The organism is Glycomyces sp. YM15 (assembly GCF_016918015.1).
Taxonomy (GTDB): Bacteria; Actinomycetota; Actinomycetes; order Mycobacteriales; family Micromonosporaceae; genus Glycomyces.
In genome coordinates this window covers 217,391-234,960 of sequence record NZ_JAERMK010000003.1, presented here as the reverse complement: position 1 = coordinate 234,960, position 17,570 = coordinate 217,391, and the positions used below count along the sequence as shown (strand labels likewise).

General features: G+C 70.0%; 17 protein-coding genes and 2 pseudogenes. 8 read left to right on the top strand and 11 right to left on the bottom strand.

Going from position 1 to position 17,570, the window contains the following annotated elements; all coding sequences use genetic code 11:
- The first annotated feature begins 91 nt into the window (after window positions 1-91).
- The gene (locus JHY01_RS28020) at window positions 92-418 is read left to right on the top strand and encodes a GNAT family N-acetyltransferase (RefSeq protein ID WP_374199499.1); all 327 of its coding nucleotides are present in this window, start codon (window positions 92-94) and stop codon (window positions 416-418) included.
- 9 nt (window positions 419-427) lie between these two features.
- On the opposite strand, the pseudogene JHY01_RS05445 reads toward JHY01_RS28020, so the two are convergent.
- Window positions 428-1,723 (bottom strand): annotated as a pseudogene (locus tag JHY01_RS05445) (replication-associated recombination protein A); the annotation flags it as partial.
- Between the two features lie 49 nt (window positions 1,724-1,772).
- Here JHY01_RS05445 and cutA point away from each other — a divergent pair.
- Entirely contained in the window at window positions 1,773-2,117 is a 345-nt protein-coding gene (gene cutA / locus JHY01_RS05440) for a divalent-cation tolerance protein CutA (RefSeq protein WP_205324588.1), read from the top strand.
- A gap of 37 nt (window positions 2,118-2,154) precedes the next feature.
- On the opposite strand, the gene JHY01_RS05435 is transcribed toward cutA, so the two are convergent.
- Window positions 2,155-2,553 carry a nuclear transport factor 2 family protein gene (locus tag JHY01_RS05435; protein ID WP_205324587.1) on the bottom strand — a complete coding sequence of 133 codons (399 nt, stop codon included), beginning with the start codon at window positions 2,551-2,553 and terminating at the stop codon, window positions 2,155-2,157.
- Between the two features lie 121 nt (window positions 2,554-2,674).
- Here JHY01_RS05435 and JHY01_RS05430 point away from each other — a divergent pair, with 121 nt between their 5' ends.
- Both JHY01_RS05430 and JHY01_RS05425 read left to right on the top strand, forming a co-directional pair.
- The gene (locus JHY01_RS05430; protein WP_205324586.1) at window positions 2,675-3,040 is read left to right on the top strand and encodes a helix-turn-helix domain-containing protein; all 366 of its coding nucleotides are present in this window, start codon (window positions 2,675-2,677) and stop codon (window positions 3,038-3,040) included.
- A gap of 111 nt (window positions 3,041-3,151) precedes the next feature.
- Window positions 3,152-3,844: a haloacid dehalogenase type II gene (locus JHY01_RS05425; protein ID WP_205324585.1), complete on the top strand. Its 693-nt coding sequence runs from the start codon at window positions 3,152-3,154 to the stop codon at window positions 3,842-3,844.
- A 76-nt stretch (window positions 3,845-3,920) separates the two neighbouring features.
- Here the strand turns inward: JHY01_RS05425 and JHY01_RS05420 are convergent, their stop codons facing one another.
- The 4 genes from JHY01_RS05420 to JHY01_RS05405 form a co-directional block, all read right to left on the bottom strand.
- Window positions 3,921-6,188: a cation-translocating P-type ATPase gene (locus tag JHY01_RS05420; RefSeq protein WP_205324584.1), complete on the bottom strand. Its 2,268-nt coding sequence runs from the start codon at window positions 6,186-6,188 to the stop codon at window positions 3,921-3,923.
- Window positions 6,189-6,215: 27 nt separating this feature from the next.
- Window positions 6,216-7,217 carry a hypothetical protein gene (locus JHY01_RS05415; RefSeq protein ID WP_205324583.1) on the bottom strand — a complete coding sequence of 334 codons (1,002 nt, stop codon included), beginning with the start codon at window positions 7,215-7,217 and terminating at the stop codon, window positions 6,216-6,218.
- Window positions 7,218-7,404: 187 nt separating this feature from the next.
- Window positions 7,405-7,779 (bottom strand): hypothetical protein, encoded by a 375-nt coding sequence (locus JHY01_RS05410; RefSeq protein WP_205324582.1) that lies wholly within the window; start codon window positions 7,777-7,779, stop codon window positions 7,405-7,407.
- A complete protein-coding gene (locus tag JHY01_RS05405) occupies window positions 7,776-8,915 on the bottom strand; it encodes a hypothetical protein (protein WP_205324581.1) in 1,140 nt (379 codons plus the stop codon). Before JHY01_RS05405 ends, JHY01_RS05410 begins: the two co-directional genes overlap by 4 nt.
- Window positions 8,916-9,276: 361 nt before the next feature.
- Here JHY01_RS05405 and JHY01_RS28015 point away from each other — a divergent pair.
- Window positions 9,277-9,363 (top strand): annotated as a pseudogene (locus tag JHY01_RS28015) (type I restriction endonuclease subunit M); the annotation flags it as partial.
- Window positions 9,364-9,407: 44 nt separating this feature from the next.
- On the opposite strand, the gene JHY01_RS05395 reads toward JHY01_RS28015, so the two are convergent.
- Window positions 9,408-10,289: an alpha/beta fold hydrolase gene (locus JHY01_RS05395; protein WP_205324580.1), complete on the bottom strand. Its 882-nt coding sequence runs from the start codon at window positions 10,287-10,289 to the stop codon at window positions 9,408-9,410.
- A 281-nt stretch (window positions 10,290-10,570) separates the two neighbouring features.
- On the opposite strand from JHY01_RS05395, the gene JHY01_RS05390 reads away from it, so the two are divergent.
- Both JHY01_RS05390 and JHY01_RS05385 read left to right on the top strand, forming a co-directional pair.
- A complete protein-coding gene (locus JHY01_RS05390; protein WP_205324579.1) occupies window positions 10,571-11,398 on the top strand; it encodes a hypothetical protein in 828 nt (275 codons plus the stop codon).
- Between the two features lie 239 nt (window positions 11,399-11,637).
- Window positions 11,638-13,392 carry an ABC transporter ATP-binding protein gene (locus JHY01_RS05385; protein WP_205324578.1) on the top strand — a complete coding sequence of 585 codons (1,755 nt, stop codon included), beginning with the start codon at window positions 11,638-11,640 and terminating at the stop codon, window positions 13,390-13,392.
- Between the two features lie 158 nt (window positions 13,393-13,550).
- Here JHY01_RS05385 and JHY01_RS05380 read toward each other — a convergent pair whose 3' ends face one another.
- Together JHY01_RS05380 and JHY01_RS05375 are read right to left on the bottom strand one after the other, a co-directional pair.
- Complete coding sequence (locus JHY01_RS05380) at window positions 13,551-13,916, bottom strand: GntR family transcriptional regulator (RefSeq protein WP_205324577.1); 366 nt, start codon at window positions 13,914-13,916, stop codon at window positions 13,551-13,553.
- Complete coding sequence (locus JHY01_RS05375) at window positions 13,913-14,791, bottom strand: hypothetical protein (protein WP_205324576.1); 879 nt, start codon at window positions 14,789-14,791, stop codon at window positions 13,913-13,915. The genes JHY01_RS05380 and JHY01_RS05375 overlap by 4 nt, the downstream gene beginning before the upstream one ends.
- A gap of 153 nt (window positions 14,792-14,944) precedes the next feature.
- Between JHY01_RS05375 and JHY01_RS05370 the strand changes: the two genes are divergently transcribed.
- Complete coding sequence (locus tag JHY01_RS05370) at window positions 14,945-16,444, top strand: glycoside hydrolase family 43 protein (protein WP_205324575.1); 1,500 nt, start codon at window positions 14,945-14,947, stop codon at window positions 16,442-16,444.
- A gap of 139 nt (window positions 16,445-16,583) precedes the next feature.
- On the opposite strand, the gene JHY01_RS05365 is transcribed toward JHY01_RS05370, so the two are convergent.
- Both JHY01_RS05365 and JHY01_RS05360 read right to left on the bottom strand, forming a co-directional pair.
- Window positions 16,584-17,030, bottom strand: a complete 447-nt coding sequence (locus JHY01_RS05365) for a universal stress protein (protein ID WP_205324574.1) — start codon at window positions 17,028-17,030, stop codon at window positions 16,584-16,586.
- Window positions 17,031-17,152: 122 nt separating this feature from the next.
- Window positions 17,153-17,560: a VOC family protein gene (locus JHY01_RS05360; RefSeq protein ID WP_205324573.1), complete on the bottom strand. Its 408-nt coding sequence runs from the start codon at window positions 17,558-17,560 to the stop codon at window positions 17,153-17,155.
- Window positions 17,561-17,570: the final 10 nt, after the last annotated feature.

Genomic DNA, 17,570 nt, shown 5'->3' with positions numbered 1-17,570 from the left:
GGGGGGGTGTGCCCCCGGGGGCTTTGGGTTCCAAAAAATTCCCCGGGGGGGGCCCCCCCCCCGCCCCCCCCCCCGACCCGAGGGAGGACCCATGGCCGTCAAGCAGCGCCTCATCGTCCATGTGACCGACGCGCCCGAACGGAGCCGCTACGAGGCGCGGATCGACGGCGAACTCGTCGGCTACACCGAATACCGCCATCACGACGGCACGACCCTGCTCGCCCGCACCGAAGTGCCCGAGGAACTCCAGAACCACGGGATCGGCACGCAGCTGGCCCAGTTCGCGTTCGACGCGGCACGCAAGGCCGGCAAGCGGATCGAGCCGACGGACCCGTTCATCGCCGGATGGGTCGAGCGGCACCCCGAGCACGCGGACATGCTGCACGAGAAGGCGATCCACCTGGGCGAGGAGACCTAACCCCCGCCCCTTGGCGCGCAGCTCGGCCCAGTGCTCGAGCCGCTCGCCGACGCGCGCTTCGTACCCGTTCCGCGTGGGCCGGTAGAAGCGCCGGCGGTCCATGCCCTCGGGGAAGTACTCCGCGCCGGAGAAGCCCTCGGCCGTGTCCGGGTCGTACTGGTAGCCCTCGCCGTAGCCGATGTCCTTCATCAACCTGGTGGGGGCGTTGAGGAGGTGGGCCGGGGGAGCGAGCGAACCGGTCTGCTTCGCGCTGCGCACCGCCTCCCCGAAGCCGCGGTACACGGCGATCGACTTCGGCGCGGTCGCCAGGTAGACGACGGCCTGCGCGATCGCCAGCTCGCCTTCGGGCGAACCGAGCCGCTCGTACACGTCCCACGCGGCGAGCGCCTGCTGCACGGCTTGCGGGTCGGCGATCCCGATGTCCTCGTTGGCGAACCGCACGATGCGGCGCGCGATGAACAGCGGGTCCTCGCCGCCGTCGAGCATCCGGGCGAGCCAGTACAGGGCGGCGTCGGGGTCGGAGCCGCGCATGGACTTGTGCAAGGCCGAGATGAGGTTGTAGTGGCTCTCCTGGGTCTTGTCGTAGAGCGGCGCCCGCTTCTGGATCCGCTCGGCCAGCTGCGCGGTGTCCAGCGGCGGTGTGTCTTTCGGCAGGTCCTGCAGTTGCTCGACCATGTTGAGCAGGTAGCGGCCGTCGCCGTCGGCCATCGCGATGAGCGATCCGCGCGCCTGGTCGTCGAGCGGCACGGGTTGCACTTCCTTCTCGGCGCGGACGAGGAGGGTTTCGAGCGCGGCGGTGTCGAGCCGGTGGAGCACGAACACCTGGCAGCGGGAGAGCAGCGCGCCGTTGAGCTCGAAACTGGGGTTCTCGGTGGTGGCGCCGACGAGGATGATGGTGCCGTCCTCGACGTAGGGCAGGAAGCCGTCCTGCTGGGCGCGGTTGAACCGGTGGATCTCGTCGACGAACAGGAGCGTGCCCTGGCCCATCTCGCGCCGCTGCTTCGCGGCCGCGAAGACCTTCCGCAGGTCGGCGACGCCGGAGAACACGGCCGAGAGCGGTTCGAACGCGAGGTCGGTCTCCTCGGCGAGCAGGCGCGCGATGGTGGTCTTGCCGCAGCCGGGCGGGCCCCACAGGATCGTGGAGACCGGTTTGCCGCGCCCGACCATGCGGCCGAGCGGCGCGTCGGGGGCCAGCAGGTGGTCCTGGCCGACGACCTCGGCGAGCGAACGCGGACGCAACCGGTCGGCGAGGGGCCGGGGAGGCTCGTCGCCGAACAGTGGCAGCGCCGGCGCCGGTTCGTTCATGCTCTCCACCGTATCGCCGGGGTATGACATCAGGGGTGAACGTGAAAGGATGCCGTCTGTGCAAGCGATCTGCGAGGTAGTGATCACCGGTCCGGACGCGGGCTGGCTCCGCGGGTTCACGCGGAAGCTGGTGGAGGAGCGGCTGGCCGCCTGCGGGCAGAACGTCGCGGAGATCCGCTCGATCTACCGGTGGGAGGGGCGGATGCACGATGAGCCGGAGTCCCGGGTCATGCTGCACACGCGCCAGTCGCTGGTTCCGGAGATCATCCGCATCGTGCGCAAGGAGCACCCGTACGACGTGCCCTGCGTGCTCGCGACCCTGATCACGCAGGCCGACCCGGACTACCGGGCCTGGGTCGTCGAATCGACGAAGGACCCGGACGAGGACGCGTAAGGGCGCGGCCGTGATCGGCCGCGCCCTTCGGATTCGCCTAGCCCTGGCCCCAGAAGACGTCCTCGGCGTCCTGGTCGGCCGAGAACAGCCAGACCTCGGCGACCTTGCCGTCCGCGACGCGGAGGAGGTCGACGCCGTCCATGGCGATCTCGGCGCCGTCCCGCTTGGCGGAGAAGCGGATCGGGAGCGCGGCGAGGTCGCCGTTGATCATCGGCGAGCCGCTCGGCGCGAGCGCGAAGGTGCCGCCGCTGACGCCCATCATGGCCCCGACCATCTCGCCGACCGCGGCGCCGCCGTGCTTGGCGCCGGAGAACCGGTTCCCGCCCGGCTGGTGCCAGACGATGTCGTCGGCGAACAATGCGCCGAGCGCGCCGGGGTCGCCGGAGGTCATGGCGTCGATGTACTGCTGGGCGACGGCTGCGGTGGTCTCGGTCATCATCTGCTCCCTTGAATGTGCGGTGCCGGTCGTTCATCCTCACCGGCGTTTCCGCGCGACACCGCTATACTCACTTTTTGTAACCAGTTACTTCAACGTGACCATCGGGATTCGGTGACACATGACACAAGAACCGGATTGGAACGTGCTCACGGCGACCTGTCCGTCCCGCACGTCCCTCGTCCGCATCGCCAACAAATGGACGGCGATGATCGTCATCGTGCTCGGACGGGGCCGCACGCGTTTCCGCGACCTCCGCGCGGCCGTCGACGGCATCAGCGGGAAGGTCCTCACCGACACCCTGCGCGACCTCGAACGCGACGGCCTCGTCGCGCGCCATGTGTTCGCCGAGGTCCCGCCGCGCGTCGAATACGAGCTCACCGACCTCGGCCGCACCCTCCACGGCCCGCTCCTCGCCCTCGGCGACTGGGCCGAGGAGCACATCGAGGAAGTCCTCGAAGCACGCGAGCGCTACGACGCCCGGTAGGCCCTGTTCTTCGAGCAGCGCAATGGCATCGCCCACCGCGCGGCGCGCGGCCTTGACCCGAGGCGGGGTCGATGGCAGGATCGGCAGCTCGGACACGGATGGGGGGCGGTCATGACCGAGATCCGCGACATCGAGGTGGTCGTCTTCGACGTCCTCGGCACGCTGGTCGACGAACCGGACGGGATCGGCGCCGCGATACGCGAAGCGCTGCCGGAGGCCGAGCCGATCGCGGTCGACGAGCTGGTCGCCTTGTGGCAGCGGCACGTCGAGACCGAGCAGACGCGCATCGCCCGCGGTGAACGCGAATACGCGAACACCGAGGTCATCGACGCCGAAGCGGCATGGGCCGTGGCCGAGCGGGCGGGGATCGCCGACCCGGCGTACATCGCGAGACTGGCGACGGCAGGTCAGCGCCTCACGCCGTGGGAGGACTCGGTCGCCGGTCTCGAACGGCTCTCGTGGCACTTCCCGACGATCGGCCTCTCGAACGCGAGCCGCACGGCACTGTTGCGGCTCAACGCCTTCGCGGGACTGCGATTCCACCAGGCGCTCTCGACCGAATGGGCCGGCGCGTACAAGCCCGCCCCGGAGGTCTACCGATTGGCGCTCGACGCGGCCGCTTGCGCGCCCGAACGAGTGCTGATGGTGGCGGCGCACGCGTGGGACCTGCGTGGGGCCCAAGCGGTCGGGATGCGGACGGCCTACATCGGCCGATCGGTGGGCGACCCCCCGAAGGACACGGACACGTTCGACGGCCACTTCCCAGGACTCGACGCATTGGCCGCCGCGCTGGTGGCCGGATAGGACCGGCTCGAGCACTCGGTGCCGACGACGACGGCGCGCCCCCCCTGCTCGGGGAGCGCGCCGTTTCCGATTCTCGTCAGGCGTTCTCGCGGATGCCGCTCTTGAACGACCGCAGGCGGAGGCTGTTGCCGACGACGAAGACGCTGGAGAAGGCCATCGCCGCGCCCGCGAGCATCGGGTTCAGGAGACCGAGTGCCGCGAGCGGGATCGCCGCCACGTTGTAGGCGAACGCCCAGAACAGGTTGCCCTTGATCGTGCCGAGCGTCCTGCGCGACAAGCGGATCGCGTCCGCAGCGGCCCGCAGGTCGCCGCGCACCAGCGTCAGGTCGGCGGCTTCGATCGCCACGTCCGTCCCCGTGCCCATCGCGAGTCCGAGGTCGGCCTTGGCGAGCGCGGCCGCGTCGTTGACGCCGTCGCCGACCATCGCCACGACCCGGCCCTCGGCCTGGAGCCGCGCGACCTGCTCGACCTTGTCGGCGGGCATGACCTCGGCGATCACCTCGTCGATCCCGACCTCCGCGGCGATCCGCTCGGCGACGGCCTTGTTGTCGCCCGTGAGGAGGACCGGCGTCAGGCCGAGGGCCTTGAACTGGGCCACGGCCTCGGCGCTGGTGGGCTTCACCGTGTCGGCCACGATGAGCACGCCGCGCGCTTCGCCGTCCCAGCCGACCGCGACGGCGGTCTTGCCTTCGGCCTCGGCCGACGCCTTCGCTTCGGCCAGTTCGGCACTCAGCTCGAGGGTCCAGTCCGCGAGCAGTGATTCGCGTCCGACCACCGCGAGGTGGCCGTCCACGACGCCTTGCACGCCTTTGCCTTCGATGTTCTTGAAGTCCTCGACCTCGGGCAATGCACCCGCAGCGGCGGCGGCCTTCGCGATCGCCTGCGCCACAGGGTGTTCCGAAGCGTGCTCCAGAGCGCCCGCGAGTCGCAGCAGTTCGCCGCGCTCCACGCCGGTCTCGGGGACGACCTCGACGAGCGTCATCTTGCCGCTGGTCACGGTCCCGGTCTTGTCGAGCACGATCGTGTCGGCGCGCCGCGTGGACTCCAGGATCTCCGGGCCCTTGATGAGCACGCCCATCTGCGCGCCGCGACCGGTCCCGACCAGCAGCGCGGTCGGCGTCGCGAGCCCGAGGGCGCAGGGGCAGGCGATGATGAGCACCGCCACCGCGGCGGTGAACGCCGCCGAGTTCGGGAACCCGGAACCGAGCCAGAACCCCAGGGTCGCAATGGCGATCGCGATGACGATCGGGACGAAGATCCCGGCCACCCGGTCGGCCAGCCGCTGGACCTCGGCCTTGCCGGACTGCGCGTCCTCGACCAGCCTCGCCATGTGGGCGAGCTGCGTGTCGCCGCCGATGGCGGTGGCCCGCACGACGAGTCGCCCGCCGGCGTTCACGGTGGCTCCGGTGACGGCGTCGCCGACGCCGACCTCGACGGGCACGGACTCACCCGTGAGCATCGAAGCGTCCACGGCGGAGGTACCGGTGACGATCACGCCGTCGGTGGCGATCTTCTCCCCCGGACGCACCACGAACTCGTCGCCCACGGCCAGCTGAGCGACCGGGATGCGCGTCTCGACGCCGCCGCGCAGGACCGCGACCTCCTTGGCGCCCATGTGGAGCAGCGCCCGCAGCGCCGCGCCCGCCTGCCGTTTCGAGCGCTTCTCGAAGTAGCGTCCGGCCAGGATGAACATGGTGACGCCCGCGGCCACCTCCAGGTAGATGTTCCCCGCCCCGTCGCTGGGGGCGACGCTGAGCGTGAACGGGTGGGTCATGCCCGGCGTCCCGGCGGTGCCGAGGAACAGGGCGTACAGCGACCAGACGTACGCGGCGAGGGTGCCCACGGACACGAGTGTGTCCATAGTGGCCGCTCCGTGGCGGAGGTTGGTCCACGCCGCCTTGTGGAACGGCCATGCCGCCCACAGGACCACGGGAGAGGCGAGCGCGAGCGAAGCCCACTGCCAGTACTCGAACTGGAGGACCGGGGCCATCGCCATCGCGATCACGGGCACCGAGAGCACGATCGAACCGACGAGGCGCTGACGCAGGCTGATCAGTTCGGGGTCGGGCTTCTCGTCTTCGTCGACGTTCGAGGTCTCGGGCTCGGGCGGGGCCGGGAGCGCGGCGGTGTAGCCGGTCTTCTCGACGACCGCGATGAGCTCGGCCGGGTCGATGCCCGCGGGGGCTTCGATGCGGGCCTTCTCGGTGGCGTAGTTGACGGAGGCGGTCACGCCTTCGACCTTGTTGAGCTTCTTCTCGATCCGCATCGCGCAAGAGGCGCAGGTCATCCCGCCGATCTCGAGTTCAATGCGGTCGACCGGTCCGGGGGGCAGTGCAGTGCTCATTGGCCGTCCTTCCTCTCTCGTTCGGGATCAGTGGCCGTGGCCGTCGGTGGGGTGGTCGCCGGATTCGGACGGTTCCTCGGTCGGGGCCTCGGTCGGGTCTTGGGCGGCTTCGCCGCTCGGGTCGGTCTCGTGGCTGCCCGCGTTCTCGGTCGTCTCGACCACGAACGCCGCGCTGTGCACCTGGCCCGCGACCTGGAAGTCGAAGTACAGGAAGTACCGGCCTTCGGTCGGCACCTCGGTCGCGAACGTGACGCCGGGGCCGCTCAGGTCGCCCGCCTGCGGTGCCGCGCCCTCGGGGTGGACGTGGAGGTAGGCGAGGTCGCCTTGGCGAAGGGCCACAAGGTGACCGAACGCGCCGAGGTACGGCTCGAGTTCGTGGACGGGCTGCCCGTCGCGGGTCACCGAAGCCGTGACCTCGGAGGAAGCACCTGCGCTGAGGTCGCCTTCGAGGGTCACGGTGAACCCGTCGACCTCAGAGACCAGCGTGGGCTCGGTGGCGATCTCCGGGCCGTACTCGCCCGCGACCTCGACGGTGCGGGTGAGCGTGAGGTCCTCGCCGTCCTCGGGGACGAAGTCGGCGTAGACGCGGTACGAACCGGCCGCGTCCCAGGTCCAGGGGAGCGACCAGGTGCCGTCGTCACCGCGTTCGGGGTGCACGTGGCGGAAGTGGGTGCCGTCGGAGCGGACCACGATGAGGTGGAGTTCCTTCTCGTGGGAGACGGTGTAGTCGGTGAGCGGCCTGCCGTCCGCGCCGGTGATCTGGAACGCGAGCTCGCCGGCCGCGCCGGTCGAGGTCGGGGCGCTGATCTCGCTGAGGAGGTAGCCGTCCTGCTCGATCGAGAGGCCCCGCACGGCGGTGGCTGCACCGTCGCCGCTGCCGTGTCCAGCTTCGTGACCTGCGTCTTTGGACTGCTCGTTCCAGTCGTCGGCGGCGTCATCGGGCATGAGGGCGGCGGCCGTGCCGAACGCGGCTGCGAACAGCACTGCAAGGCCGCCGCCGTAGAGGCCGAGCCGTGTTCCGGTATTCATGAGACCCTCCCGATCAGATGATACCCCCTTAGGGTATCCACATGACTAGCATTTATACCCCCTAGGGGTATCGAAGTCAAGCCAGAGAGCGAGACGTGAGGTAGCAGACAGGAGGGTCGCCCAGGTAAGGTGCCCGCTCGGGCGTGATCCGACACCACGACCACGCCCAAGCCGAACGGCATTGGCCCTAGCCGTCGCAGTTGCGGATGCAGTCGCGCCATGCGCGCAGGGCCGCCTCCTCGATCTGGTCTGCGATGTCGCCGCTGAGAATCCATGGCCAGGCCTCGTGATCGCAGATCCAGAGGTCGGGCGCTTCATGGACGAGACCGGAGAGGTGGCCGAGCAGGTTCGGGCCCTCGCGCGCGTCGGTGGTGATCCACAGGCGCGGACGGTTGCCATGGACGCCGAAGACGAGGGTTCGGTCGTCGACGATCGCCGCGCCCACAGTGATGAGCGTGTCGAGTTCGGGTGGGTATACCACTGTGGACTTCGCGGGAAGAGCAGCCAAGGCGCGCTGGTAGGCGCGGCGGACCTCCAAGGGCGCGTTGCGGAGTCGGCTCATCGGAGGTCACCGCCCGGAAACGGGGTCGCACTGGCCGGGACCAGGCGGATGGACGGCCCGAGTGGGGCCGGACGGCTCGTCGCGCCGACCGGGACGACCGGGATCGTGCTCGGAAACGAGCGCGCCAGGGCGAGGCTGCGAGGCCGGTGGTTGCGGCGTCGCTGGATCGCGCCTCGGCGCGGGTTGGCGTAGGCGTCGGAGGGGGCGAAGCCTTCCCAGCTTCCCTTGGGCCAGGTGAGGTTTCGGAGGTTCTGGTCGCGCGTCATGCCGTAGGAGTGGAGGAAGATGCGGCGCGTGTCGGCGCGACGGCGGCTGTGCGCGGCCTTGCGCGGGGTCATGACCGAATGCGGCCGGACCGACGAATTCAGGCGGACCAGTGGCCTCGAGCGCGGCGGATCAGCACGTCGAGCGGGCGCGGGACGGGCCGGCGAAGGCGATGCGGTGCGCCACTCGATCTGGATCGGCGGCCGCTCGACCGGCTGCGCGTGAATCGGCAGCGGCTCGGTCGGCACGTCTGCGAGCGGGACCGTCTCGATGGATTCGACCATCGGGCGGGTCACTACGGCGGCGCGGCCGACGTACCGGGTCGCTTGGCGCACTTCGCAAGCGACACGAGGGCGTCGGCAGCGGGACGGCGGTTCCGGGAACGGGACGACGCGCCAGTACAGGATCGCCACCACGATCCGGAGGTACCAGCGCAGGTAGACGAGCACCCGGTTCGGTTCCGGCGGTTCGAGGTGCGCGCGGTGCAGTTCCTCGGAGTCGCGGAGGAAGTCGCGGTAGGCGGCCTCGCGGAGAGGAGAGAAGTCGTGTGGCGCCTCGGGTTCCGGGCGCGCGCGAGCCGGATCCGGCGACTCGAACCAGCCGCGTCCCGGCGACTTGCCGCGCCGCTCAGCGGGCGGGGAACTGAGCGGCTCGCTCCGCCACTCGAACGGCCCGCGCTCGCTGCGCCGCTCTTCGGGCAGCGGGTCCGGGAGTTCGCCCCGGCGCCTCCGGCCCCGGCGCGGGTCGGGCTGCCAGCCGGGCGTGCCATACGGGCCCGGGTCGAGCGGGTCGTACGGCTTCTCGCCGGTGCGCCAGGCGGCCGTTTCGGTGTTTTCAGGTACGCCGGAATGGCGTATCGTCGTCCACGACACGTTAGGTTCTTCCTTCGTTGTCAGGCCGCCCGGTGGTTCAGGAGTTGGTAGCTACAGGCCACCGGGCGGCTGATGGAAATTTTGCACTATGGAGTTGTTCCGCTTCATGCGGCCTGCGACGTAACCCATTCGGGTGACGTCGTAAGCCCTTGTCGCGCTGAGCAGAACGACCGATTGCGGTTACTGCATGATGGGCGATGACTGCGCGCATTGTCAACAACACCGTCTAGACGCGAGCCCTTGTTTTCCCGCTTCGATTGCCCCGCAACACCATCTGAACTGTGACGGTCGTCGCGCTTACGATCGGCAGCAGCCTGTGGCAGGCTCAGCCCGCGCGATCGATGTATACGCGAAAGCCAACATGCACGGGAACCTGCAGCGGGACCGCCAGGCGCTGCTGTGGAAACTCGACGGCTTGTCCGAATACGACTCCCGTCGACCGCTGACAGTGAAGATCGAGCAGGCCGCCAAGTCGGCGGCATCAATCAAGCGTTAGAACTTGAGCCCGCAGAAGGCGATGATGCTGCGGTTGACCAGCTCGGGCCGTTCCCACGGCATGAAGTGCCCGACGCCCTTGACCCAGAACGGCCCCACCCCGGCGGGAAAGGCGATGGCGCACTTCTCCTCCAAGTGGTCGCCGACGGTCACCTGGTCTGCGCCTACGAGGACCAGAGTCCGGTGCTGGACAGGACGGTCGATCATCTCGGGGGCCGAGAGCTTCCTGGTGCCCATGACGACTTCGTAGTCGGCGAAGGACGCGCGCAGCCGGGCCGCGTCGCCGTAGGACTCGGTCAAGAACGCCAGGTCGTCCTCGTCGAACGCGTCGGGCGGGCACCACATGCGGTGCCCGAAGAACTCGCCGACGTACCGTCGGCGGCGCTCGGGCGTATCGAGCTCGGCGACCAGGGCATCGGCGTGAAGTCCTTGGCGGCGTTGATAGTCGTAGACGGCGGGTTTCGGCCGTCCCGCCGGGATGCCGGCGGCCGCGAATGCTTCGTCCAGGTCGGGCATGGAGTCGTCGAGGATCACCAGGCGGTCGACCCGGTCGGGGTGGCGGTTCGCCATGTCGATGGCGATCATGGCGCCCAGGTCGTGCCCGGCCACGACCGCCTTCTCCCACCCGAGCGCGTCCAGCAGTCCGGTCAGGTCGGTGTTGAACGCGTTGAAGTCGTAGTACTCGTCGGGTGCGAAATCGGAGTCACCGTAGCCGCGCAGGTCCGGGGCGACCACGTCGAATCCGGCCTCGGCCAGGGGAATGAGGTTGTGCGACCAGATCCGACTGGTGCAAGGGAACCCGTGGACGAGCAGCAGCGGCACACCGCCGTGCCCACGGCGCCGCACCGCCAGGCGATGCCCCTGGTCAACTTCGATCATTGTCGGCGCGATGACTTCAGCAGGAAGAACCATGCACCATGGTTACACGACTCCCGCATCACGCGATACGACGAGAATCGCCGTTCAGCCCGCCGGTTTCTCGTGCCGGTCGTCGGTGACAGCGCTGAGGGCTTTGACCAGATCCGCCACCTTGGGTGAGGCCAACCGGTATCGCATCACGCGGCCGTCACGGTCGGCGGCCACCAGGCCCGCGTCTCGGAGGACCGCGAGGTGATTGGAGACGTCGCGCGCCGCTGCTGAAACCCGTTAACGTTGCGCGCATGGCCCGCTTCCCCTCGCACCGGCGCGGCTGGATCACCGTCGCCGCCGGTGCGGTCCAGACCATCGTCGCCGCCGTCGCCGCCGCCGACTGGCTCGGATCCGGCGGCATCGCCGCGGCGTCGGCGCTCTTCGGCTCCTGGGCGGCGCTGGCCTTGGTGCTCATGATCAGCAGCGGCGCGGCCGACGCCATCGCAGCGTTCTCCTCAGCCGCCGAGAGGCCGATCGGCGACCAAGCACTGCCGGAGCCCGATCCCCGGATCGCCCCGACCCTGAAGCTCGGCGCATTGCTGCCGGTGTGCCAGATCGCGGTCGGTGCGGCGATCGCCGCCTTGGCGAGCTTGGGCGGTTTCGCCGTGGCGGAAAGCGTGCTGCTCGGACCGGGAATCGGTGGCGCCACGGCGACCATGGCGGCGATCGCCGGCGGCGCCTACCTGGCGCTGCTGTGCGGCGCGCTCCTCGCCCTGATCACGGTGGTGCCGTCCCTGATGCTTTGGCGGGCCGCACGGCGAGGCGCACCGGACAGCGCGCCGAAGCGGTCGCGGGTGCCGACCGCGGCGATGGCGATCATCGTTCTGGCCGTGTTCCCGCTGGCCGTCGGCACCGTGCAAGGCGTCGCGGAGCCGGGCGGCAGCCCGCGCGCGGCGGCGTATGCGCTGCTGCTGACCGTGCTGGGATTCGACCTCTCGGATGAGGGTTACACCGTGCAGCACTGGGGATGGCTGTGGACCGCGCGGATCTGCGGAGCGGTGATCCTGGTGGCCGTCGCAGCGACACTCCTGGCTCGTCGATCCGCACGCCAATCCGCGGAGGCCCGCCGCTCTCGCTGAGGGCCGATCCGGTCGTCGCCGCAGGCACGGCGGCGGCCTGCGTCGTGCCTGTGATGTGCACGTAAAGCGGAGGCGCGTTGCGGCCGCCGGGACTAGGGTTTTCAATCGTGACCTCGCGCGGACGGTGCGTTGCGAGGCCCAGCTGGCGGCGGGTGATCCATCCCATCCGGAGACTCGTTGCCGCCCAACCTGAATCCTCTAGGTCAAACCTTCTAATCGAACACGGGGCCATTGCTGCAATGGAAACCACCACCCTCGACGGGAAGCAGCCCGTCCGATCGCTCCTCCGATCACTCCGCCCCAGCCGGGGACGACTCGTCACCTCCATCGCCGTCTTCGCCGTCAAGGACAGCCCGCAGTGGCTGATGCCGGTCATCACCGGCGCGGCCGTCGACGCGGTCGTTCGGGGCGGGCCGGTGTCGACCCTCGGCTGGCTCGCCATCGGCGCGGTCGTCCTCGTCGTCCAGAACGCCTTCACACACGTCTGGTTCACGCGTCTCTACATGGGTGCGGTGCGGTCCCTCGGGGCCGGCTTCCGCAACGCGCTCGCCGCCCGACTCCAGTTGCTGTCCATCGGCTTCCACTCGCGGTCGAACGCCTCGATCATCCAGAGCAAGGTCGTGCGCGACGTCGAGAACGTGGAGATGATGTTCGCCCAGTCGGGCGGGCCGTTCCTCTCGGCCGTGTTCGTGTTCGCCGGCGCGATCACCATGACCGCGCTGACGGTGCCGCAGTTCCTGCCGGTGTTCGCGCTGTCGATCCCCTGCGGCTTCGGAGTCTGGTGGTTCACCCGCCGCCGCTCCCGCGAGCGCAACGAGGAGTTCCGCCGCGAGATGGAGGTCTTCTCCGCGCGGGTCGGGGAGATGGCCGCGCTCATGCCGATCACCCGCGCGCACGGGCTCGAGCACGTCGCGACCGGGCGGGTCGCGGAGGTGACCGAAGAGGTGCGCCACCGGGGGCTGCGGCTCGACGTCGTCAACGGCCGGTTCGGCGCGGCCAGCTGGGTCACCATGCAGCTCTTGTCAGTCGGGTGCCTGCTGTTGGCCGCGACGGTGGCGCTCATGGGGTGGGCGCCGATCTCGGCCGGGCAGGTCGTGGTGCTCGGCACCTACTTCTCGATGCTCACCGGTTCGGTGGGGTCCGTGCTCAACCTGGTGCCGGTCACCGCGCGCGGCACCGAGTCCGCGCGGTCGATCGCCGAAATCCTGCAGGACCCGGACGTCGAGCACAACGAAGGCAAGCCCACTGTGGAGCGTGTGGAGGGCCGTATCGAGCTGCGCGGGGTGACCGTGCGATACCCGGACGGCGGTTCGCCCGCGCTGGACGGGGTCGACCTCGACATCGAGGCGGGGAAGACCATTGCGCTCGTGGGGCCTTCGGGTTCGGGCAAGTCGACGCTGATGAACACCGTGCTGGGGCTGATCCGGCCCGCGGGCGGGACCGTCGCGCTCGACGGGGTCGACATGGAGGCGCTCGACATGCGGTCGGTGCGGCGGCATGTGTCGGTGGTGCCGCAGGATTCGGTGCTGTTCGAGGGCTCGGTGCGCGACAACATCACGTACGGCCTGGGGCCGATCGACGATGAGCGGGTGCGGAACGCGCTGCGTGACGCGAACGCGCTGGAGTTCGTGGAATCCCTTTCGGATGGTTGGAACACGGTGGTGGGCGAGCGGGGCGCGCGGCTTTCGGGCGGGCAGCGCCAGCGCCTGTCGATCGCGCGGGCGCTGATCCGCGATCCGCGGATCCTGTTCCTGGACGAGGCGACGAGCGCGCTCGACTCGGAATCGGAGCGGCACATCCAGGGCGCGCTGGAGACGCTGATGCGCGGGCGGACGACGTTGGTCGTCGCGCACCGGCTGAGCACGATTCGGAGCGCGGATGTGATCGTGGTGCTTGAGCACGGGCGGATCATCGAGCAGGGCACGCATGACGAGCTGCTCGAGCGTTCGGGCCGGTACGCGCGGACTTGGGGTGTGCAGCACGCGGCGGCCTGAGGCCGTCCGGCGCATACGGGCGGCCCCGGGTACCCACCCGTTCCCACCTTCACCACTACCAGTGAAAAGGTCACCCTCCCACATGGGTACGACAAGGGCCCGCTACCTGCGGAAACAGGGGCGGGCCCGAGTTGTCGCCGGGGTGTGAGTCGCGATGCTCACGGTGTGAGGGCTCGTTGCACGGCGGCGATGAGATCGCGGTCGGTGGTGCCGAGGCGGCGCGCGGCCGCCACGTAGTCGGCGGCGAGCCGGGCGAGTTCGGCGGGAGGCTGCGGCGCGGCCTCCGCCGTGACCCGGGTGCCGCCGCCGCGGCGGGAGCTCACCTTCCCGGCCGCCTCCAGCTCCCGGTAGGCCCGACCGACCGTCCCCACCGCCAGCCCGAGGTCGGCGGCGAGCTGCCGCACCGGCGGCAGGCGGTCGCCCGCGACCAGCCGCCCCTGGTCGATGAGGTCGCTCAACTGCACGCGGATCTGCTCATACGGCGGTACGGGACTCGCGGTGTCGACTCGGACCTCGAACGTCATCGCCGCGCCGCCCGGTGCGGGAAGACCGCCATCGCCGCGAACCAGCAGGTGGCGATGAACGCGGTCAGTCCGAGGACGAGCGCGGTCCAGCCGAGGGCCGTCACCGCGGTTGTCGCACAGGTGTTCCCGATCATGGCCGTGCCCGCGAACAGCCCGGTTCCGGTCAGTGGCGCGGCCACCAGGACGCCGCAGGCGGCGACGATGGTGCGGGCGGACGCACGGCGGGCGTCGTCGTCGACGGCGCGGACCGCATCGCCTGCCGCCGGGCGGCGTCGGCGCGTCACCGCATGCAGTGCGGGTGCCGCGACCGCGATGCCGATGAGGACTGATGCCGCGATCGGCAGGCTGTAGTACACGCCGGGCCAAGGGCCGCTGCTCGCGGTGAGGTCCTGGCAGGAGAGCGTGAGGAACCGTCCGGCCCTGCTCATGTCGTCGGCGCTGCCCATGCGGCTCGTGACCGTGAGGAGGACCGCCAGCGTGGCGCCGAGCGCGATCACCGCGCCGGTCATGAAGCGCGGCAGGTAGGACCGGACGGATCGGACTTCGATCGGTGCGGCGCGGTCCGGTCCAGTCGGGACGGTTCCGGTGATATCGCCGATGAGCACGCCCGCGAGCAGGCAGAGGGTGAATGCGGGCGCTGCGAGGGCGGCTTCCAGGCCGAGCCAGTTCGGCGGTGCCGCGGTCACGATCGCCGCCGCGGCGGCGAGGCCGATGGCGAGTCCGGCGAATCGCATGATCGTCGAACGTCTCACGATGGGCCGCATGGCGTCCGATACGGCGGTGCCGTTGGGGCCGACGGCGACGCGGCGACGGGTCAGCAGCAGTGCGGCGGTGAGTGCGACGGCCGCGAGTCCCGCGATGATCAATAGGGGCACGTGTTTCTCCGATGCAGAACTTGTATCAAACACATGATACAAATCCCGAGAACTTGTGTCAACACAAGTTCGGGTCGGTCCGGGCTGAAGCCGGTTGACAAAGTTTGGCGACACAACTTAGTCTGGTGGCTCCGCGCTGAACGAGGGAGCACTGTGAGCCGAACTGCCGTGTCCGGGGCCGAGCACCCCATCGTCTCGGGCTTCCACCCCGACCCGACGATCTGCCGCGTCGGCGAGGACTACTACCTCGCCCACTCCAGCTTCGAATACTTCCCCGGTGCACCGATATTCCACAGCCGCGACCTCGTGCACTGGAAGCAGATCGGCAACATCCTCGACCGCCGCGGCCAATTCCTCCGCGCCGACGGCCGCCCCTCGGGCGGCATCTACGGCTCCACCCTCCGCCACCACGAAGACCGCTTCTACTTCGCGACCACGAACGTCGGCGACGCCGACTCCGGGCAGACCATCGTCACCGCCGAAGACCCCGCCGGCCCCTGGAGCGACCCGATCTTCATCCCCCAAGCCGTCGGCATCGACCCCGACATCTGCTGGGACGACGACGGCGAACTCCTCCTCACCTGGACCGGCAGCGTCGCGGGCACCGAACTCCGCGGGATGCTCCAAGGCCGCGTCGACCTCAAGACCGGCGAGTTCATCGGCGAGCCCTACCAGGTCTGGCAGGGCACCGGCCGCCTCGACTTCCCCGAGGCGCCACATCTCTACAAGATCGGCGAATACTGGTACCTGATGCTCGCCGAGGGCGGCACCGAACGCGGCCACTCGGTCACCATCGCCCGCGCCGAACGGCCCGAAGGCCCGTACGAGTCCTGCCCGGCGAACCCCGTCTTCACCCACCGGTCCAGGCCGGGCCTGGTGGTCCAGAACACCGGGCACGCCGACCTCGTCCAGACCGCTTCAGGCGAATGGGCCGCCGTCTACCTCGCGGTGCGCCCCTCGGGTTTCACCCCCTGCTACCACGTGCTCGGCCGCGAGACGTTCCTGGCCGGAGTCGACTGGGTCGACGGCTGGCCCGTGTTCGACGAGCACCGCTACGACTTCACCCCCGACGAAACCTCCTTCGAGGACGACTTCACCGCGGACGCCCCGCACCCCCGCTGGGTCTCGCCCGCGAGCGAACCGGACGCGATCGCCGCGCCGGACACCGATGGGGGCCTTCGGCTCCGCGTCCCGGGTGACGGCTCCCCCGGCCTGCTGTGCACCCGCGTCGAGGACCTGCGATGGGAGGCCGAGGCCGAGTTCACCGGCTCGGGCCGATTCGAGGTCCGCATCGACGACCGCCACCGCTACGGCCTCGCCTTCGAGGACGGCACGGTCCGCGCGCAGGCGCGCATCGGCGGCGTGAGCGCCGACCTCGGTTCGGTCTCGCTGACGGCCGGGTCGGTGGTGCTGCGGATCGCCGCGGTCGACTGCGAGGCCGAGACCATGACGGCCTACGGCCCGGACGACATCGTGCTCGCGCTGGTCGTCGGCGACGACGTCACGGAACTGGCGCGGCTCGACGGCCGCTACCTCTCGACCGAGGTCGCGGCCGGTTTCACCGGCCGGGTGCTCGGCGTCGGCGCGGCCGGCGAGTCGTCACGCTTGCGCAGGTTCCGTTACACCGCAACGGCGTCGGCGCCGACGGCGTGACGGCTCAGGCGAGGGCGCCGCGCGCGGCTTGAAGCCGGCGTCACCGTGACGGTGGCGCCGGTCGAGGTTCGGGGGAAGGCGTCGCACGTGCCCGTGCAGCGCAATCGGTGCCGTAGTCCGTCGCGTGAGGCCTTGCGGCTCAATCGGTCTCGCGGACGATCACGACCGGGCAGCTGGCGTGGTTGACGCAGTAGTGGCTCACCGAGCCGATGAGCGACCCGACGAAACCGCCGTGCCCGCGGCTGCCCACGACCAGGAGGTCGGCGCCTTCGGACATGTCGATGAGCGTCTTGGCCGGGTGGCCGCCGACCGTATGGTGCTCGACCTCGACGTCCATCCTCCCGCCGAGGGCGTGGTTGACCGCCGCTTCGAGCGACTGCCGGGCGGACTGGTCGAACTCCTCGCCGCCGGGCAGGACCATCATGCCGCTGCCGTACATGGTCGGCACTTCCCAGGCCTGCACGGCCTCGACCTTCGCGCCGGTGCGCCGCGCATGCCGAACTGCCCATTCGAGGGCCTTGACCGAGGGCCCGGAGCCGTCGACGCCGACGACGATGCGTTCCCTGCGCTCCTCTGTCTGGTCCATGTTCCCTCCTTAGGGCTGGTGCGAGTCCCTGGAGTACCCGCCTGAACAGCGGTCGAACCCTCCCGACCGCACTCCCGGGAAGGCGGAACGCCCGGGCCGGCCCGGGCGTTCCGCGGTGCGGTTCAGCCTCCGGGCTGGGTGATCCTGATGTGGTTGCCGAAGGGGTCCCGCAGCGCGCAGTCGATCCCGTACGGCTGCTCGGTGGGTTCCTCGGTGAACTCGACGCCCAGGTCCTTGAGCCGCTCGTAGGTGCCGCGGCAGTCGTCGGTGGTGAGCATGGTCGCGCCGAGGGCGCCCTTGGTGAGCAGGTCGCGGACCTGCGCGGCGGTCTCCTCGCTCTGCGAGGGCGGGCCGGGCACCTCGAGGAGGAGGTGGCGTTCGGGCTCCTCCGGGAGCGCGACCGTCAGCCAGCGCATGAAGCCGAGGTCGGCGTCGGTCGAGATCTGGAAGCCGAGTTTGCCCACGTAGAAGTCGATCGCCTCTTCCTGGTCGAGGACGAACACGGTGTGAATGCTGATTCCGGTGAACATGTGACCAGCC